At 67.8% G+C, this 16,035-nt stretch carries 12 protein-coding genes; 9 read left to right on the forward strand and 3 right to left on the reverse strand.

Annotation, left to right across the window (positions count from 1 at the left end):
* Positions 1-27 precede the first annotated feature (27 nt).
* Complete coding sequence (locus AC07M7_RS04050) at positions 28-1,593, forward strand: hypothetical protein (protein ID WP_482998715.1); 1,566 nt, start codon at positions 28-30, stop codon at positions 1,591-1,593.
* Here AC07M7_RS04050 and AC07M7_RS04055 read toward each other — a convergent pair.
* A complete protein-coding gene (locus AC07M7_RS04055; protein ID WP_426355392.1) occupies positions 1,590-3,689 on the reverse strand; it encodes a glycosyltransferase in 2,100 nt (699 codons plus the stop codon). The two genes, AC07M7_RS04050 and AC07M7_RS04055, sit on opposite strands and share 4 nt — an antisense overlap.
* A 96-nt stretch (positions 3,690-3,785) precedes the next feature.
* Between AC07M7_RS04055 and mrcB the strand changes: the two genes are divergently transcribed.
* The 4 genes from mrcB (at position 3,786) to tsaB (ending at position 10,096) form a co-directional block, all read left to right on the forward strand.
* The gene (mrcB, locus tag AC07M7_RS04060; protein ID WP_253079768.1) at positions 3,786-6,227 is read left to right on the forward strand and encodes a penicillin-binding protein 1B; all 2,442 of its coding nucleotides are present in this window, start codon (positions 3,786-3,788) and stop codon (positions 6,225-6,227) included.
* On the forward strand, positions 6,224-6,760 hold the full coding sequence (locus AC07M7_RS04065) for a hypothetical protein (protein WP_046987840.1): 537 nt from the start codon (positions 6,224-6,226) through the stop codon (positions 6,758-6,760). The genes mrcB and AC07M7_RS04065 overlap by 4 nt, the downstream gene beginning before the upstream one ends.
* A 564-nt stretch (positions 6,761-7,324) precedes the next feature.
* Positions 7,325-9,373 (forward strand): DNA repair helicase YoaA, encoded by a 2,049-nt coding sequence (yoaA, locus tag AC07M7_RS04070; RefSeq protein ID WP_495206801.1) that lies wholly within the window; start codon positions 7,325-7,327, stop codon positions 9,371-9,373.
* A gap of 9 nt (positions 9,374-9,382) precedes the next feature.
* Positions 9,383-10,096, forward strand: coding sequence for a tRNA (adenosine(37)-N6)-threonylcarbamoyltransferase complex dimerization subunit type 1 TsaB (gene tsaB / locus AC07M7_RS04075; RefSeq protein WP_046986996.1), 714 nt, complete (start codon positions 9,383-9,385; stop codon positions 10,094-10,096).
* A 382-nt stretch (positions 10,097-10,478) separates the two neighbouring features.
* Here tsaB and AC07M7_RS04080 read toward each other — a convergent pair whose 3' ends face one another.
* Together AC07M7_RS04080 and gshB are read right to left on the reverse strand one after the other, a co-directional pair.
* On the reverse strand, positions 10,479-11,363 hold the full coding sequence (locus AC07M7_RS04080) for an energy transducer TonB family protein (RefSeq protein WP_495206802.1): 885 nt from the start codon (positions 11,361-11,363) through the stop codon (positions 10,479-10,481).
* Positions 11,363-12,310, reverse strand: a complete 948-nt coding sequence (gshB, locus tag AC07M7_RS04085) for a glutathione synthase (protein ID WP_495206803.1) — start codon at positions 12,308-12,310, stop codon at positions 11,363-11,365. The genes AC07M7_RS04080 and gshB overlap by 1 nt, the downstream gene beginning before the upstream one ends.
* 237 nt (positions 12,311-12,547) lie before the next feature.
* Between gshB and pilG the strand changes: the two genes are divergently transcribed.
* The 4 genes from pilG to AC07M7_RS04105 are packed head-to-tail and all read left to right on the forward strand — an operon-like array spanning position 12,548 to position 15,938.
* Positions 12,548-12,949, forward strand: a complete 402-nt coding sequence (pilG, locus tag AC07M7_RS04090) for a twitching motility response regulator PilG (RefSeq protein ID WP_005418455.1) — start codon at positions 12,548-12,550, stop codon at positions 12,947-12,949.
* Between the two features lie 18 nt (positions 12,950-12,967).
* Complete coding sequence (locus AC07M7_RS04095; protein ID WP_006385332.1) at positions 12,968-13,330, forward strand: response regulator transcription factor; 363 nt, start codon at positions 12,968-12,970, stop codon at positions 13,328-13,330.
* Positions 13,330-13,860: a chemotaxis protein CheW gene (locus tag AC07M7_RS04100; RefSeq protein ID WP_006385330.1), complete on the forward strand. Its 531-nt coding sequence runs from the start codon at positions 13,330-13,332 to the stop codon at positions 13,858-13,860. Before AC07M7_RS04095 ends, AC07M7_RS04100 begins: the two co-directional genes overlap by 1 nt.
* Before the next feature lie 41 nt (positions 13,861-13,901).
* Positions 13,902-15,938 carry a methyl-accepting chemotaxis protein gene (locus AC07M7_RS04105; RefSeq protein WP_253079656.1) on the forward strand — a complete coding sequence of 679 codons (2,037 nt, stop codon included), beginning with the start codon at positions 13,902-13,904 and terminating at the stop codon, positions 15,936-15,938.
* Positions 15,939-16,035: the final 97 nt, after the last annotated feature.

Below are 16,035 nucleotides of genomic sequence, written 5' to 3' on the forward strand. Positions count from 1 at the left end.
TCACGCTGCCCCGGCTACCCTGCACGCATGGAACGCGAGCCTCCGCATCGCCCGCATGGCGCTGAACATCCTGCGCTGGACCGCGTCCGCCGCGAAGGCCGTTGGTGGTGGCTGCAGGCGCGCCATGCACGCCGGGTCTGGCGGTGGGCACTGGTCGCCGCGCTGGCGGTGTTCGTGCTGCTGGTGTTGCTGCGCAAGCCATTGGCCGACTGGTTCTGGGACGAGCCGCAGATCGAGCAGCTGCTGGCCGAAGGTGATCGCGCATTGGCGGCCGGTCGACTGAGCGCGACCGACGGCAGTGGTGCGCGCGAACGCTACCAGGCCGTGCTGGCACTGGATGGCGACCGTCCGCAGGCGCGCCAGGGCCTGGCCCGTACGGGTGCCGCCGCGCTGCAGCAGGCCCGCGACAAACTGCAGGCCAATGACCTGGACGGCAGCGTGCAGGCGCTGGCGCTGGCCCGTGAGCTGCAGGTGCCGCAGGCTGATGGCGATGCCGTGGCGCGCCAGCTGCAGGCACGTCGCAGCGCCGGAGCAGGTATCGGCGCGCTGCTGGCGCAGGCCCGCAATGCCTTTGCCGCCGGCCGCCTGGATGACGGGGACAGCAGTGCACTGCCTCTGTTCCAACGCATCCTGGCAGTGCAGCCGGATAACCTGCCGGCGCTGGAAGGGCGCGAGGATGCCCTGAGCGATCTATTGCAGCATGCGCGCACACTGGCCGGGCGCGGTGAACTGGCCGCGGCCGCTGGCATCGTGCAGCGCGCACGCCAGTTCGATGCCGGCCATGCCGATCTGCCCGCCAGCCAGGAAGCGTTGGCACAGGCGGTTGACCAGCGCTTGCGGCAGGCCCAGCGTGCCTTGCAGCGGCAGCAGCTGGACGCTGCAGGGAAAGGGTTCCTGGCCGTGCTGGCCGTCGCACCCGACGATCCCAACGCTCAACGTGGCCGTGAGCAGTCGCTGCAGGCTGTGCTGGCACGCAGCCAGAAACAGGCTGACGACTTCCAGTTCGAAGCTGCACAGCGTGATGCCATGCTGGCGCAGGAACTGGGGGCGTCGCCGGCGGCGCGGCAGCAACTGGCGCAGCGCCTGCAGCGTGCGCAACAGGCGCAGCAGGCAATGCAGCAGCCAAGCGTCAGCAATGCGCAGCGTGAGCGGCAACTGCGCGAGCACCTGCGCAGGGTTGAACGCGCCGAGCGTGCTGGTCAGTGGATCAGCCCGCCGGGCCACAGCGCGTTCGATGCGCTGCGTGAGGCGCAATCACTGGCACCGCGCGATGCCCGGGTGAAAGCGGCTGCCGCGCGGCTGCTGCCGGCCAGCCGACGTTGCTTCGATGACAACCTGCGACAGAACCGCGTGCAGGCCGCGGGCGCCTGCCTGCAGGCCTGGCAGACACTGTCGCCAACCGCGGCGAGCCTGCCTGCAGCACGACTGCGACTGGCCCAGCGCTGGCTGGCGATCGGCAGCGAGCGGCTGGGCAGTGGTGATGTGTCGTTTGCCGCGCATGCGGCAGAGCAGGCGCGGCTGCTGCAACCGGATCTGGCCGAACTGCCAGCCTTCGAAGACCGCCTGCGCCGTGCCGGTGGGCACGTGGACTAGGCGAAGAACACCCGCTGTACGGTTGCGCGGGCGGCGTCGAGCGAGAAGTGCTCGGCAATGTTGGCCAGGCCGGCATTGGACAGCTGTTGCCACAACCGCGGGTCCTGGTAGAGGCGGACCACTGCATCGGCAAAGCTGGCCGCATCGTCAGCGACCAGCACATCCTGGCCGGCGCGCAGGTGCATGCCCTCCACCGCGCACGTGGTGCCAACCACCGGCTGGCCATGGGCCATGCTGAGGTTGATCTTGCCCTTCACGCCGGCACCGAAGCGCAGTGGCGCGACGGAGATGCGTGCACCGTCCATGTAGGGCGTGATGTCCTCGACGAAGCCATGCATCTGCACGCCAGGCTGGCGGGCGGCCAGTGCCAGCAGTGACTCTGGTGTTGCGGCACCGATGCAGTGCAGCCGTACCTCGGGCAGGCGGGCGCGGATGCTGGCGAATACTTCGCCGATGAACCACTCCATTGCATCCAGGTTCGGCGGATGGCGGAAGCCGCCGACAAACACCAGGTCATGGCGCTGTTCGAACGGTTTGCCGGCACCGGCGACATCGTGCAGGTTGGAAATCAATTCCACCCGTACCGCTGGCGCATCGGCCTGCAGCTGCTCGCGTTCGGCGGCACTGACCAGCACGGTGATATCGCACTGCTGCATCACGGCCAGCTCGCTCGCACGGGTGCGTTCGGCGGCACGCAGTAAGCCGGCATCTCCGGCCACTTCGGCGCCGCGGCGCTCGCGCAGGTAATGCAGGTCCACCGTATCGAACACGGTGCGCGCCTGGGGTGCATAGCGCTTCAGCAGCGGCAGGCATTCATGGGCGACATGGTGGCGGACCAGTAGTGCCACGTCGAAACGTGCACCATGCATGCGCAACCAGCCGGCCACGCCTTCCAGGAAGGGGGCGTACCAGACCTCCACGCCCATCCGCTGCAGCGCTTCGGTGGCCGAGCCGCCGTGCTCGCGCCGGGTCGGCACGAACACCACGTGGGCGCCGCCCTGCTGCAGCAGGCGGATCAGGTTGACCTGGCGCAGTGACGCGGAATCGCGATCCGGCTGCGGTACTTCCTCGTCCAGGATCAGTACCTGGCGGCGACCGCGCAGCAGCAGCGCCGGCGATGGCACCGTGCCCACGGCGGGGTGGCCTGCCAGCTTGGCCGCCCATTTCGCCGCGAAGACCGCCTGGTTGCGCACCTGGTAGGCCTTGACCCCGCTGCCGGTGTCGGTGCCATTGCTGGTGCCCTCGTCGTGGATCACCCGGCTGGCAGGCTGCACCAGCACGCGCAGGCCCTGCCCACGTACGCGGAAGGCCAGGTCGGTATCTTCGTAGTACGCCGGCTTGTAGCGCGTGTCGAAGCCGCCGAGCTGCTGCCACACGGTGCGCGCCAGCATCAGCGCGGCGCCTGAACAGTAGTCCACGTCGCGCAGGCTGGCGAAACGCGGGTCGTCGGCTGCCTCGAAGCGGCCATAGCTCCAGCCACTGCCGTCGGCGAAGATCACCCCGCCGGACTCCTGCAGGCGACCGTCCGGGTACAGCAGCTGGCTGCCGACCAGGCCGGCGTCGGGCACACTGCTGAAGGTGTCCCGCAGTGCATCCAGCCAGCCCGGCTGCGGCACGGTATCGTTGTTGAGCAGTACGACGTAACGGCCGCGCGCGCGCGAAACGCCGTCGTTGCAGGCCTCGATGAAGCCGCCATTGCGCTCCCGGACCTCGTAGCGCAGGCCGGCCACCTGTGGCATCCATTGCGCGGTCGCATCGCTGCTGCCGTCGTCCACCACCAGGATCTCGCACGCGGCGGCCGGTGGATGCGCGGCGAGGGCGCGAAGGCAGGCCAGGGTGTGCTCGACGTGGTTGTAGACCGGGATGATGATGCTCACCTCCGGCGCCGGGCTGTACGGCACCGCGAACGGGGCAAATGCCTCCGCGGGTGGCAGGTACAAGGGAGTACGCGGGGCGGGGACGGCACGCTGGGCATGGACCCGGATCCGCTGCCAGGTGGCCCTCCAGCCGCGGGTGCGCAGGCTGGCCAGGCTGCGCCGGGCCAAGCCCGACAGGCGGTTGATCAGGTATCGGATCTCGGCCAGGGACATCGCCATCCGGTTGCAACTCCAGCTTAAGCAGGGGAACCCGGGAGAATCCGCCAGCCACGGTGGCTGGGGTAGACTCGCCAGACCTTACATTCTCGCATTCCCGTGCCCCGACGCTACGATTCCGACGACATCGACGATTTCGACGACGACGACCAGCAGGACAACGGTCCCCTGTGGCGGCGCCGCCTGATCACCTGGAGCATGGCCGCGGTCGCGTTGGGATTGGGTTTCCTGATTCCCTATACGCTGTACCTGAACCAGCAGGTGACCCAGCGCTTCGGCGAACTGCGCTGGCAGATCCCGACACGGGTCTACGCCCGCCCGCTGGTGCTCACGCCGGGCAAGGCGATGGACGCGTCCACCCTGAAGACCGAGCTGGCCGCCTCCGCCTACCGCGATGACGGGCAGGGCAAGGAGCCGGCGACCTATGCGGTGCAGGGCGGGCGTTTCACCATCTCCAGCCGCGGTTACAACGATGTCGATGGCCACGTCGCTGCCAAGCGGGTGGAACTGTCGCTGTCCGGTGGCAGCATCGCGTCGCTGCGTGATCCCGATTCGCGCAAGGCACTGAAGGCCGCCCGCCTGGATCCGGCGCGCATCGCCACGTTGTACGGGCAGAAGCAGGAAGAGCGCCGCCTGATCCGCATGAACGAAGCGCCGGACCTGCTGGTGACCGGACTGCAGGCGGTTGAGGACAAGGACTTCAACCGCCACCACGGCATCGACCTGTCCGGCATCGCGCGCGCGGTGTGGGTAACCATCCGCTCCGGTGGCCAGAGCCGACAGGGCGCGTCCACGCTGACCCAGCAGCTGGCCCGCAGCGGCCTGCTCGGCATCGGCAAGGAACAGACGGTCACCCGCAAGTTCAACGAAGTGCTGTACGCGCTGATCATGGAAGCGCGCTACGACAAGCGCACCATCTTCGAGGCCTATCTCAACCAGGTGTACCTGGGCCAACGCGGCAGCCAGGCCATCCACGGCATGTCCTCCGGCGCCGAATTCTGGTTCGGCCGCGACCTGTCGTCGCTGGAAACCGAGCAGATCGCGTTGCTGATCGGCCTGGTCAAGGGCCCCTCCTTCTACGATCCGCGTCGCAACCCGGAACGCGCGCTGGATCGCCGCAACTTCGTGCTGGGCAAGCTGCACGAGGCAACTCTGATCGACGATGCCGAGTACCAGCGCGCCCTCAAGGCGCCGCTCGGCGTACCCAAGACTCCGGGCCTGGTCGCTGCCAACCGCTTCCCGGCCTACGTCGATCTGGTCCGTCGCCAGCTTGGCCATGACTATCCGGAATCGGCACTGCAGGGCGCCGGCCTGAGCGTGATGAGCGGCATGTCGCCGTCCGCCCAGGCCTATGCCGAAGGCGCGGTGACCCGCACCATCAAGTCGCTGGAGAGCAAGCGCCGGCCCGAGCTGCAGGCCGGCATGGTGCTGACCGATGTGCACAACGGCGACGTGCTGGCGGTGATCGGCAGCCGCGAGGTCTCCGAAGTCGGCTTCAACCGCGCCATCGAGGCACAGCGCCCGGTCGGCTCGCTGCTCAAGCCGTTCGTGTACCTGCTGGCGCTGGCACAGCCGGACCGCTACTCGCTGGCCAGCTGGGTCGACGATTCGCCGGTGACCGTGCAGCTCGGCCGCGGCCGCAACTGGAACCCCGGCAACGCGGACAACCGCAGCCATGGCACTGTGCGCCTGATCGATGCGCTGGCCCATTCGTACAACCAGGCCACGGTGCGCGTTGGCATGCAGGTCGGCCCCGAGCGCGTGACCCAGCTGATTCACGTGCTGGCCGGCATCAAGGCCGAGGCGAACCCGGCGGTGATCCTCGGTTCGACCGACCAGAGCCCCTACGCGATGGCGCAGCTGTACCAGTTCCTGGCTTCGGGTGGCGAGATCCAGCCGTTGCATGCGGTGCGTGGTGTGCTCGATCCGCAGGGCAAGCTGCTCAAGCGCTATGACAAGACCCCAGCGCCAGCGCAGGAAGGTGATTCCATTGCCGCCAACCTGATCAGCATTGGTCTGCAGCAGGTGGTTGCCAGCGGTACCGCGCAGCGACTGAATGCCGATGGCCTGGGCCGCCTGCAGCCGGCGGGCAAGACCGGTACCACCAATGATGGCCGCGACAGCTGGTATGCCGGTTACACCGGCGACCACCTGGCGGTGATCTGGATGGGCAACGACCAGAACGAACAGGCCGGCCTGTACGGTGCCACCGGCGCGATGCGGGTTTGGTCGGGCATCTTCCAGCGCCTGCCAAGCGCACCGCTGAAGGTCAGCAACAAGGGCCTGGATTGGCAGTCGGTGGCCGCCACCGGCATGAACACCACCGACGATGGATGCCCGGGCGCGCGTCGCTTCCCGTTCGTGGTGGGTTATGCACCGGCCTATGCGCCGTGTGCGCCGGCGGTGTCGCCGGATGGGCAGGGTGGGGCCGAAGGTGAGGGCGGCGGCTGGCGCAGCTGGTTCGGCCTGGACCGAAAGCCCGAGCCGCCTGCTGAACCTGCCGCGGCATCCGCCGCAGCCACACCTCCTCCGAGCCGATGATGCCGATGAACATCCGATCCCTGCTGCAGCCCCTGGCCCTGACCGGCCTCAGCCTGGCCCTGGCCGCCTGCGTGAGCAGCCCGCCACCGGCGGCCAAGCCGGTGGATACCACGACGCCGGCGCAGCGCCTGGCCGCAGTCGACGCCGCCGCAGGCCCGGACGACAAGGAACTGTCGGTGCAGCCGCTGCGTGATTCGCAGGTGGAAGACCTGCGGGTGACCGCGCAGGCGCAACGCCAGGCCAACGACCTGGCCGGTGCCGCCAGCAGCTTGGATCATGCGCTGGAAATCGTGGCCGCCGATCCGGCGGTGCTGCAGGAACGAGCCGAACTGGCGCTGCTGCAGGGCCAGTGGGCACAGGCGGAGACGTTCGCGCGCAAGGCTGTTGATCTGGGCTCGAAGACGGGGCCGCTGTGCCGCCGCCACTGGGCGACGATCGAGCAATCGCGTCTGGCGCGCGGTGAGAAGGAAAACGCGGTGTCCGCGCATGCGCAGATTGAAGGCTGCACCGTGCCGGGGATCAAGCGGTACTGAGGTATTCCATTCCATCGGGCGCTGCCCCCTCTGCGGCGCGCGCGCACTGATGGATGTGGGTGATGGGCCGGGTGGGTGGGGCGTGCAGGACACGCCGTAAACCCATCCATGGGGGCTCGATGGCGCCATCCATGGCGCCAACGGTCCTGCACGCCCCACCCTCCCAGCCCGCCATACATCGCGCGGGCCGCAGGCAAGAAGAAAATCAAACATCAAAAGCGGGTCGCGCGCTGCGCGCACTCGCTGCGGGGTCGGATCCGTTTTCCGCAGGAAAACGGATCCGACCCCTTCCACTTTCTCCGTTACACCAACCGCATCTGCTCTGCCTTTGCATTCCGTCACCGGGAAACTGTCGAAGGCGGGGGACTGTGGGTTTGCGGGGTGTCCGCGGCATGGATGCCGCGGCCAAGCCCCCAAGGACGGGTTTACGGCGTCCCCGCAAACCCACAGTCCCCCGCCAGTCCCCAGTACAACCCAGAGCCATGAACGGCGCTGTTGCCGTTGCTTGTGCCCCGGCTTGAAACGGGTGCCGGGCAGCGCCCGGCCGGGTATCCTTTCCCTCTGATGTCCGACCTTGTCCATGCCAGCCGCGAAGCCCTCAGCGACGGCGGCGCGCTCGCCTCGCACCTGGATGCCTTCGTCCCGCGTCCCGCACAGCTGCGCCTGACCGAAGCCATCGCCGACGCGCTGCAGCAGCGTGATCTGTTGCTGGCCGAGGCCGGTACCGGCACCGGCAAGACCTTCGCCTATCTGGTGCCGGTGCTGCTGTCCGGGCTGCGTACCATCATCTCCACCGGCACCCGTGCGCTGCAGGACCAGCTCTACCACCGCGATCTGCCGCGCGTGCGCCAGGCGCTGGGCGTCGGCCTGCGCAGTGCGCTGCTGAAGGGGCGTGCGAATTACCTGTGCCGCTATCGCCTGCAGCAGGCGCGCGGCGAGCCGCGTTTTTCCAGCCCCGAACAGGCGGCGCAGTTCCAGCGCATCCTGGCCTGGTCCGGTCGCTCGGAGTTCGGCGACATCGCCGAGCTCGACGGGTTGGCCGACGACTCCCCATTGCTGCCGATCGTTACATCTACCGTCGACAACTGCCTGGGCACCGATTGCCCGTTCTGGGATGACTGCTTCGTGGTGCGCGCGCGGCAACGCGCGCAGGCCGCCGACGTGGTGGTGGTCAACCATCACCTGCTGCTGGCCGACCTGGCACTGAAGCAGGAGGGATTCGGTGAACTGCTGCCGGGGGCGCAGGCCTTTGTCATCGACGAGGCGCACCAGTTGCCGGAGTTGGCTGCGCAGTTCTTCGGCGAAGGTTTCGGCATGCGCCCATGGCAGGAACTGGGCCGCGATTGCCTGGCGGAGGCTCGTGGTGTGGGTGGCGCGCAGTCGGCGCTGCAGGAGCCGGTCGATCAGCTGCAGCAGGCGCTGCTGGCGTTGCGTTCGGCGATGGAAGGGCTGCCATCACGTGGCACGCAGTGGCGCGCATTGGCAATGCCGCAGGTGCGTGACGGCTTCGATACGGTGATGTCCGGCCTGATGATGCTGGAGCAGTCGCTGCAGCCATTGCGCGAAGCGGCGGCCGGCCTGGATGCCTGCCATGCACGGGCGCGCGAGGCGGTCTCGCGGCTCAGCCGCTGGTTGGGCGATGACGAACCCACTCTCGATTTCGACACCGATCCGTCTGAAGCGAGCAGTGCGGCCGACGTGCTCTGGTACGAGCTTACGCCGCGTGGTTTCCGCTGCCAGCGCACGCCGATGGATGTGTCCGGCCCGTTACGTGAGCATCGCGAGCGCAGCCGAGCTGCGTGGATCTTCACTTCGGCGACGCTGACCGTTGGCGGTGGTTTCGATCACATCGCCACCCGCCTGGGTCTGGACGATCCGCACACGCTGGTGCAGCCGAGTCCGTTCAACTGGCCCGAGCAGGCACTGTGTTATCTGCCCGAGGGCCTGCCCGATCCGGCCGCGCGCGGTTTTGGTACCGCGCTGATCCATACCCTGCGGCCGGTGTTGCAGGCGTCGCAGGGCCGGGCCTTCCTGCTATTCGCTTCGCATCGCGCCCTGCGTGAGGCGGCCGAGGCGTTGCGCGACGGGCCATGGCCGTTGTTCGTGCAGGGCGAGGCACCACGCGCGACGCTGCTGCAGCGCTTCCGCGAATCCGGCAACGGCGTGCTGCTCGGCTCGGCCAGCTTCCGCGAGGGCGTGGACGTGGTCGGCGAAGCGCTGAGCGTGGTGATGATCGACAAGTTGCCCTTCGCTGCGCCCGACGACCCAGTGTACGAGGCGCGGCTGGAGGCGATCCGCAGCCAGGGTGGCAACCCGTTCCGCGACGAGCAGTTGCCACAGGCCGTGATCGCACTGAAGCAGGGCGTCGGCCGCCTGATCCGCAGCGAGAGCGACCGTGGCGTGCTGGTGCTGTGCGACCCGCGCCTGCTCAACCGGGGCTATGGCCGGGTTTTCCTCGATTCGCTGCCGCCGTTCCGGCGTACCCGCAGCCTGGCCGATGTGCAGGCCTTCTTTACGCCACAATGGGCACCCGTGGCCGATGATGCTGCTGCTCCGTCCGCTGTTGCGGCAGGCCCGCACCCGGCACCCGGCGCCACGTTCCCCCTGTTCTGACCTGATCCGATGAAACTGCTCGCCTTTGAAACCGCCACCGAAGCCTGTTCCGTAGCCCTGCATGTGGATGGGCAGGTGCTGGAACGTTTCGAGATCGCCCCGCGCCGGCATGCCGAACTGAGCCTTCCATGGGCCGAGGCGCTGCTGGCCGAAGCCGGCATCAGCCGCCGCCAGCTTGATGGCATCGCGCTCAGCCGTGGCCCCGGTGCGTTCACCGGCGTGCGTCTGGCGATTGCCATTGCGCAGGGCATCGCGCTGGCGCTGGACCGGCCGCTGCTGCCGGTCTCGACGCTGCAGGTGCTGGCGCTGCGTGCGCCGGCCGAAGAGATCCAGATCCTGTCGGCAATTGATGCGCGCATGGGCGAGCTGTATGTCGGGCGCTTCGAGCGCGTGGACGGCCTGCCGGTGGCACGCGATGCCGAACGCGTGTGCGCACCCGATGCGGTGGCATTGCCGGAAGGGCTGGCTGCCTACGGTGTCGGCACCGGTTTCGGTGCGGCCGAGGGCGCACTGGTGGCGCAGCTCGGTGCTGGCCTGCGCGGATTCGATGCCACTGCACTGCCGCGCGCGTCGGATCTGCTGACGCTGGCGGTGCCGGCCTTCGCACGTGGCGAAGCCATTGCGCCGGAGAAGGTGGAGCCGGCATACCTTCGCGACAACGTGGCATTGACCCTGGTCGAGCAGCAGGCCGCGCGCGAAGCGAAGGCGAAGGCCAACGGCTGAGCCCCTCGTGGCGGGGTTGGCCGCGTAAATCAAAAGCCGTGGTTCGGCCGGGCGGGTGGGCTGCGCAGGGGGCGCTGCAAGTACGTCCATGTAAGCTTGGTCGCCGCATCCATGCGGCTCACGCCCCTGCGCAGCCCACCCGCCCGGCCACGGATAGTTCCCGTGTGCGGCCGCCACGGAAAATAAAAAAAGAAAATCAAAATCAAAAGCGGATCGCTTCGCTCGCATCCACACATGGCGTGGATCTACCGTGTCGACCAAGGTCGACACCTACCAACAGCGATGATGCCCCGCCAAGCCCAGCATCCTGACCGCTGCTGTTGCCGTTGATGTTGACGTTGCTTCCAGCGGGTCCCGGGCCGCAGGCCCGGGCAACAAACCCCTACCGGTCGTCGCGCAGGGCGCCGCCCGGCAGGAACACCCACGTACGCGTGACCTGCAGGATATCGATCTCGTCCTCGGTCTTCGGCAGCGGCGGGAACGGCTGTGCCAGCTGCACCACTCGCAGCGCTGCCTCATCCAGCAATGGCGTCCCGCTCGAACGCAGGATGCGGCTGCTTTCCACGCTGCCATCGCGGCGCACGCCCACGCTGATCACCACCTGGCCGCCGAGACGGCGCTGCCGCGCCTCGTCCGGATAGTTCAGGTTGCCCACCTGCTCGGCGCGGTCGACCCACGCGCGAAGGTAATTGGCATAGGCATATTCGTGCGTACTGGCGGAGACGAATTTGCGGTTCGGGCGCTTGGCGTACTGCGCAGAACGCAGGTGCACTTCCGCTGCCAGGCGCGCCATTTCCGCATCACGCTGTTCGCGCGCGGTCATCGGTGCATCCGGCGTCGGCTCCAGCGGGGTGGGGCGCGATTGCGCCTGCATCACTGTGTCCTCGCCATTGCGGCTGCTGACCACCCGCGCCTGCGGCGGTGGCACGGGCGCGGCCGATTGCTGCTGTTGCGGCACAGGGCTCAACCCGGATTGGGCCTGCGGCACGATGCCGGCCTGGTTGTCGCGCGGGCGCTGTGCGCGGTCGTGTTCGCCGCCGCCCTCCTGGCTGGCCGCGGCAAGGAAATCGGCCTGCTTGGGCGTCAGTGCGGTGCGGGTCTGGCTGAAGATCACTTCCAGCGTCGGCACCAGCGGCGCATCGCCCTTCACGGCAAAGCCCACGCCCAGGATCAGCAGGGCGTGGACCAGCACCGACAGCGCGATGGTCGCCCCCAGCCGTTGCGCTTCGCGCGGGGGCGGGGGCAGAACGGCAGGTGCGGGGGGCATCAGCGCAGGCCGGCCTCAATCGCGTCGAACAGGGTGCCGGTGATGTTCAGGCCGTACTGCGCGTCGAGTTCGCGTACGCAGGTCGGGCTGGTCACATTGACCTCGGTCAGGTAATCGCCGATCACGTCCAGGCCGACGAAACGCATGCCACGACGCTTCATCTCCGGGCCGACCTGCGCGGCGATCCAACGGTCGCGCTCGCTCAGCGGGCGGCCTTCGCCGCGGCCGCCAGCGGCCAGGTTGCCGCGGAACTCATCCCCCTGCGGAATGCGCGCCAGGCAGTAGTCCACCGGCTCGCCATCGACCAGCAGGATGCGCTTGTCGCCGGCGGTGATGTCAGGGATGAACTTCTGCGCCAGCGCCATCCTGTGGCCACCGTCGGTCAGCGTTTCCAGGATCACGTTCAGGTTCGGATCGCCCTGGCCGCTGCGGAAGATCGAGCGGCCGCCCATGCCGTCCAGCGGCTTCAGCACGGCTTGGCCGTGTTCCAGGGCAAACGCCTTCAGCGCCTTGGCGTCGCGGCTGACCAGGGTCGGCGGGCAGCACTGCGGGAACAGCAGGGCGGCCAGCTTCTCGTTGTAGTCGCGCAGGCCCTGCGGGTTGTTGACGACGCAGGCGCCAGCAGCCGCAGCCACGTCCAGCACCTGGGTGTCGTAGATGTACTCGGCGTCGACCGGCGGGTCCTTGCGCATCAGTACGATCTGGCCCGGGCCGAATTCGGTACGGCTGAACGCGCCCAGCTCGTACCAGCCGGCCGGGTCGTCGCGCACCTGCAGCGGCGCGGTCTGGGCAACCGCCACGCCGCCTTCCAGCGCCAGGCCGCCCGGGCGCACGTAGTGCAGGGCATGGCCGCGTCGCTGGGCTTCCAGCAGCATGGCGAAGGTGGTGTCCTTGGCGATCTTGATGTGGGCGATGGGGTCCATCACCACGATGACGTTCAACGGCATGGTCGCACCTGTCAGGCAAGGCGTTGATGGTAGCGGCAACACCGGCCGCGCGCCTCCCCACCGTACTGCAACGCAGCGTCCGTCCGGCGGCGCAGTCATTGCGAAACCGGTCACGTTCAGCAGGGCGTCGCGCCCCGCGTGGTGGGCTGGCCTTGAAGCGGGCGCGGGAAGTGCGATATAGATACGCTTTCGTAGCGGCCCCCGCCAGAGATCGGGCCGTGCGCTTGGGGATAGGCAATGACTGAAAACACGACTGCGGGCGGGGAACTCGCAGGACTCCGGGTGATGGTCATCGATGATTCGAAGACCATCCGCAGGACTGCGGAAACGCTGCTCAAGCGCGAAGGCTGCGAGGTGGTCACGGCCACCGACGGTTTCGAAGCGCTTGCCAAGATCGCAGACCAGCAACCGCAGATCATCTTCGTCGACATCATGATGCCGCGCCTGGATGGCTACCAGACCTGTGCGCTGATCAAGGGAAACCAGCTGTTCAAGGCGACCCCGGTCATCATGCTGTCGTCCAAGGATGGGCTGTTCGACAAGGCGCGGGGGCGCATTGTCGGCTCGGAGCAATACCTGACCAAGCCCTTTACACGTGAAGAACTGCTGGGTGCCATCCGCACATACGTCAACGCCTGACCAGGGGGGAAAGGCACAATGGCTCGTATCGTCCTGATCGAGGATTCACCGACCGACCGCGCGGTGTTCACCCAGTGGCTGCGCCGTGCCGGCCACGAAGTGCTGGAAGCGGACAACGCCGAGGATGGACTGCAGCTGGTCCGCGACCAATCGCCGCAACTGGTGCTGATGGACGTGGTGCTGCCCGGCATGAGCGGTTTCCAGGCGACCCGTGCGATGGCCCGCGACGCCGCGATCAAGCACATCCCGGTGATCATCGTCAGCACCAAGGCGATGGAAACCGACAAGGCCTGGGGCCTGCGCCAGGGCGCGGCCGACTACATCGTCAAGCCGCCGCGCGAGGATGAACTGATCGCGCGGATCAATGAACTGGTGGCCTGATGCGCTCGCCCTTCGACATTCTTGAAGCCTACGAACGGCGCAGCCTGGCCCATGCGGTGCAGCTGCCCGAACGGCAGTTCGCCCAGGACCTGTGGCGCGGCGTGGGCTATCGCGTCGGCCAGCGCCGGCTGGTGTCCGATTTCCGCGAAGTGGTGGAAATCGTGCCGATGCCGCCGGTGACCCCGGTGCCGTGCGCGCAACCGTGGTTGCTGGGCGTAGGCAATCTGCGCGGCAACCTGTTCCCGGTGGTCGACCTGAAGTATTTCCTGGAAGGCACGCGCACCGTGCAGCAGGAAGGCCAACGCGTGCTGATCATGCGCCAGGCCGGCGGCGACGTCGCGCTGACCATCGATGAATTGTTCGGCCAGCGCAGCTTTGAACTGGCCCAGCAGATCGAGGCCGGTGCACTGGCTGATGGGCGTTATGGCCATTTTGTCGACCGCGCCTTCCATGCCGACGGCCAGGACTGGGGCGTGTTCTCGCTCTCGCTGCTGTCGCGCACCCCTGAATTCCGGCAAGCCGCGGCCTGAGGCCGGGCGTTGCCCCCTGCATTGAAGAACGAGGTTGAACGATGAGTACTGCTTCGGACGCCACCAAGACCGGCAAGCTGCGGCTGGGCGGCAGCAACCTCTGGCTGTTCCTGTTGCTGGCATCGATGATCCTGTTCGGTGTCAACACCGGCGTCGCCACCTGGCAGGGCAGCCGCTTGGCCGATGCAGGCTCCAAGGCCGCCGACCTGCAGGTACTGTCGCAGCAGCTGGCCAACCAGGGCCGTGATGCGGTGGGCGGCAACGCGCAGGCGTTCACCGCCTTCAAGGCTACCCGCAACGCGATCGAACAGAACGTATCGACCCTGCAGGGGCGCTACGGCAAGGAGCCGGGCGTGTCCGGCGCGATCTCCACGCTGGGTGAAACCTGGGCGCCGCTGGGCAAGCAGGCCGGGCAGCTGGTCGCCAGTGAGCCGGCGGTGCTGGCCCTGGCTGGCAACGCCAACAACTTCAGCGGCGCGGTACCGGGCCTGCAGGCCCAGCTGAATGAACTGGTGCGTGCGATGTCCGCCTCCGGCGCGCCGTCGGCGCAGGTGTACAGCGCGCTGCAGCAGGTGGTGGTGGCCGGTTCGATGGCCCGTCGCGTGACCGAAATGCGGGCCGGTGGCAGTGGTGCGGCCACTGCGGGCGATGCGCTGGCACGTGACATCACCGTGTTCTCGCAGGTGCTCGATGGCCTGCGCAATGGCAACGAGGAACTGGGCATCACCGCCGTGCGTGGCGCTGCCGCCGTCGCTGCGCTGGAGCAGTCGCAGCAGAAGTGGGAAGCGATGAAGCAGGACGCCGATGCGATCCTGGCCAGCTCGCGCCAGCTGTTCGCCGCACAGTCCGCCGCCACTGCGCTGGGCCAGGGCTCGGCACACATGCTGGACGACAGCCGCAAGCTGTTCGAAGCGTTCTCCTCATTCGGCTCGGTGTCCGATACCCGCCTGTTCCCCAATTTCTGGATCGGCGTGGTGTCCGGTGCGCTGTCGCTGATCGCAATCATCGGCTTCGTCTCCACCAACGTGCGCAGCCGCTCGCGCGAGCAGGAACTGCGCTACCAGACCCAGGTGGAGTTCAACAGCCGCAACCAGCAGGCGATCATGCGGCTGCTGGACGAAATCTCCTCGCTCGGTGAGGGCGACCTGACGGTGAAGGCCTCGGTGACCGAGGACATGACCGGCGCCATCGCCGACGCAATCAATTACGCGGTCGACGAGCTGCGCCACCTGGTGACCACCATCAACGACACCTCGGCCAAGGTCGCGCTGTCCACCCAGGAAACCCAGGCTACCGCCATGCAGCTGGCAGAAGCGGCCGGCCATCAGGCCAACCAGATCACCTCGGCGTCGGACCGCATCGGCGAAATCGCGGCGAGCATCGAGCAGGTGTCGCGCAACTCGGCCGAATCGGCCGACGTGGCACAGCGCTCGGTGGTGATCGCTGCCGAGGGTGCCGGCGTGGTCCGCGAGACCATCCAGGGCATGGACCAGATCCGTGACCAGATCCAGGAAACCTCCAAGCGCATCAAGCGCCTGGGTGAATCCTCGCAGGAGATCGGTTCGATCGTGGAACTGATCAACGACATCTCCGAGCAGACCAACATCCTGGCGCTGAATGCCGCCGTGCAGGCGGCCTCTGCAGGTGAAGCCGGCCGCGGTTTTGCCGTGGTGGCCGACGAAGTGCAGCGCCTGGCAGAACGCACTTCGGGTGCGACCCGACGCATCGAAAACCTGGTGCAGGCGATTCAGGCCGATACCAACGAAGCGGTCACCTCGATGGAACAGACCACCGCCGAAGTGGTGTCCGGTGCACGCCTGGCCGAAGACGCCGGCACCGCATTGACCGAGATCGAGCGCGTGTCCAACGCCTTGAACAACCTCATCAAGAACATCTCCATCGCTGCCCAGCAGCAGTCGGCTGCGGCCTCGGACATCACCCGCACCATGGGCGTGATCCGGCAGATCACCGGCCAGACCTCGCAGGGTGCCGGACAGACCGCCGAATCGATCGGCCACCTCGCGCAGCTGGCGGCCGACCTGCGTCGTTCGGTCGCCGACTTCAAGCTGCCGGCGTGACGCGGGCAGGGCGGCGAGCAAGGAACCAGTCGATGAAGCATTTCCATTCCCCAAGCCAGAACTCGCGCGGCCAACGCGCGGCGGCGAACGGAGCGCG

This window comes from Stenotrophomonas sp. GW821-FHT09E08, assembly GCF_059416125.1.

Bases quoted from the DNA above. Each gene is read 5' to 3' on its own strand.
- yoaA (WP_495206801.1), top strand. From the start codon at position 7,325: ATGTCCGACCTTGTCCATGCCAGCCGCGAAGCCCTCAGCGACGGCGGC.
- AC07M7_RS04065 (WP_046987840.1), top strand. From the start codon at position 6,224: ATGATGCCGATGAACATCCGATCCCTGCTGCAGCCCCTGGCCCTGACC.
- AC07M7_RS04105 (WP_253079656.1), top strand. From the start codon at position 13,902: ATGAGTACTGCTTCGGACGCCACCAAGACCGGCAAGCTGCGGCTGGGC.
- AC07M7_RS04050 (WP_482998715.1), top strand. From the start codon at position 28: ATGGAACGCGAGCCTCCGCATCGCCCGCATGGCGCTGAACATCCTGCG.
- AC07M7_RS04055 (WP_426355392.1), bottom strand. From the start codon at position 3,689: ATGGCGATGTCCCTGGCCGAGATCCGATACCTGATCAACCGCCTGTCG.
- gshB (WP_495206803.1), bottom strand. From the start codon at position 12,310: ATGCCGTTGAACGTCATCGTGGTGATGGACCCCATCGCCCACATCAAG.
- AC07M7_RS04100 (WP_006385330.1), top strand. From the start codon at position 13,330: ATGCGCTCGCCCTTCGACATTCTTGAAGCCTACGAACGGCGCAGCCTG.
- tsaB (WP_046986996.1), top strand. From the start codon at position 9,383: ATGAAACTGCTCGCCTTTGAAACCGCCACCGAAGCCTGTTCCGTAGCC.
- AC07M7_RS04095 (WP_006385332.1), top strand. From the start codon at position 12,968: ATGGCTCGTATCGTCCTGATCGAGGATTCACCGACCGACCGCGCGGTG.
- AC07M7_RS04080 (WP_495206802.1), bottom strand. From the start codon at position 11,363: ATGCCCCCCGCACCTGCCGTTCTGCCCCCGCCCCCGCGCGAAGCGCAA.
- pilG (WP_005418455.1), top strand. From the start codon at position 12,548: ATGACTGAAAACACGACTGCGGGCGGGGAACTCGCAGGACTCCGGGTG.